The following is a 2,027-nucleotide window of genomic DNA, read 5'->3' on the forward strand; positions in this document are numbered from 1 at the left end:
GTCTGGCAAGGCCCGGCGGCGGCGGCGATGGCCGGTTCGGCCGCTCCGTACGTGGGATGGCTGTCCGCGGCAGTGGCGGGCGCGCCGGCGGCGGGGCAGGCGCGGGCGGTGGCGGGGGCGTTTGAGGCGGCGCGGGCGGCGACGGTGCATCCGGTGGCGGTGGCGGCGAATCGGAATGTGTTTGTGCAGTTGGTGTTGTCGAATGTGTTTGGTCAGAATGCGCCGGCTATTGCTGCTGCTGAGGGTGTGTATGAGCAGATGTGGGCTGCTGATGTAGCGGCGATGGTGGGGTATCACGGTGGGGTGTCGGCGGCGGCTGCGGCGTTGTCGTCGTGGCAGGGGGCGCTGGCCGGCCTGCCGGGGCTGTCCGGGTTGGCGGGCCTACTCGATGGGGTGACCCAAGGGGGACCCGCCGCGGCAGTGGCGGCCGCGCCGGCGGCCGTCCTGGACGGTCTCACCAGCCTGAGCCTGAATCTGGGTCTGGGAAACATCGGCACCTTCAACATCGGCAGCGGTAATTTCGGCGACCTGAACCTGCTCGGCAGCGGCAACATCGGCGGCTGGAACCTGGGCAGCGGCAACTTCGGCGGAGAGAACTGGGGCAGCGGCAACATCGGGACCGGCAACACCGGACTGGGCAACGCCGGTGACTACAACTTCGGTAGCGGCAACTTCGGTAGCGGCAATATCGGCAGTGGCAACATCGGCAGCCTCAATCTGGGCAGCGGCAATTTCGGCACCATCAACTTTGGCAGCGGCAACATCGGCGACGTGTCCTTCGGCAGCGGGAACGTCGGCGACTTCAATTTCGGCAGCGGCAATCTCGGGGGCAGCAACTTCGGCTTCGGGAACCTGGGGACCGGAAACATCGGGTTCGGGAACAAGGGCAACAACAACATCGGCTTCGGGCTTTCCGGCGATGGACAGTTCGGCTTCGGCTCACTGAACGTCGGCAGTGGAAACTTCGGCCTGTTCAACTCGGGTAACAACAACATCGGCTTCTTCAACTCGGGCGACGGCAACGTCGGCTTCTTCAACTCCGGCAACGGCAACACCGGTTTCGGTAATTCGGGCAGCTTCAACACTGGGTTCTGGCACTCGGGCAACTCCAATACCGGCATCGGCAGCGCAGGGAACGCAAACCTGGGCATCGGTGATGCCGGCAACGGGAACTCCGGCAGCTTCAACGTCGGTTGGGGCAACACCGGCCTGGGGAATGCGGGAGCGGGCAACACCGGCTTGTTCAACTCCGGCGACTCCAACACCGGGCTCTTCAACTCGGGTCATGTCAACACCGGCGCGTTCAATTCGGGCAACACCAATACCGGCGGGTTCAACTCGGGCAACCTCAATACCGGTTTCTTCAGTGCGGTGGATCAACCCGTGCTCAATTCCGGCTTCGGCAACGCGGGCACCGGCAACTCGGGGTGGGGACACAGTGACCCCAACGGCGGCCTGAATTCCGGCTTCTACAACTCTGGCGTCGGGAATTCCGGTTATGCGAACCTGGGCGGCACCCTGATGGTTCCGGGTTATAACTCCGGCTTCTCGAATGTGGGCACGAACAATGCGGGAATCTCCAACTCAGGAAATTACCTTGCGGGTTACTCGAATTCCGGCAACAACGGCTCCGGTCTGCTGAACACGGGCGACGACAATTCGGGTGGCTTCAATTCCGGTACGGGGCAATCTGGCTTCTTCCGCTGACCGCAATCGAAGGGCGTTTCGATATGAATTTTTCGGTATTGCCGCCGGAGATCAATTCGTTGCGGCTGTTTTCTGGTGCGGGTTCGGCGCCGATGTTGGCGGCTGCGGGGGCGTGGGCGGGGTTGGCTGATGAGTTGGGGTTGGCGGCGGAGTCGTTTGCGTCGGTGACGGGGTCGTTGGTGGATCAGGTGTGGCAGGGTGCGGCGGCGTCGGCGATGGCGGCTGCGGCGGTGCCGTATGCGGGGTGGTTGGGTGAAGGGTGTCAGTGTGGTTGCGGCGGCGGAGGCGCCGGCGTAGCTGTACATGGCGGCGGCGTCTTG

2 protein-coding genes are annotated in these 2,027 nt (G+C 64.0%); both read left to right on the top strand.

Going from position 1 to position 2,027, the window contains the following annotated elements:
• On the top strand, nt 1-1,707 hold a 1,707-nt coding region (locus A9X01_RS10885), incomplete at its 5' end, for a PPE family protein (protein WP_155772026.1).
• 23 nt (nt 1,708-1,730) lie between these two features.
• On the top strand, nt 1,731-2,027 hold a 297-nt coding region (locus A9X01_RS10890; RefSeq protein WP_155772027.1), incomplete at its 3' end, for a PPE domain-containing protein.

It is taken from the genome of Mycobacterium asiaticum, from assembly GCF_001668675.1.
GTDB classification, from domain to species: Bacteria; Actinomycetota; Actinomycetes; order Mycobacteriales; family Mycobacteriaceae; genus Mycobacterium; species Mycobacterium asiaticum_D.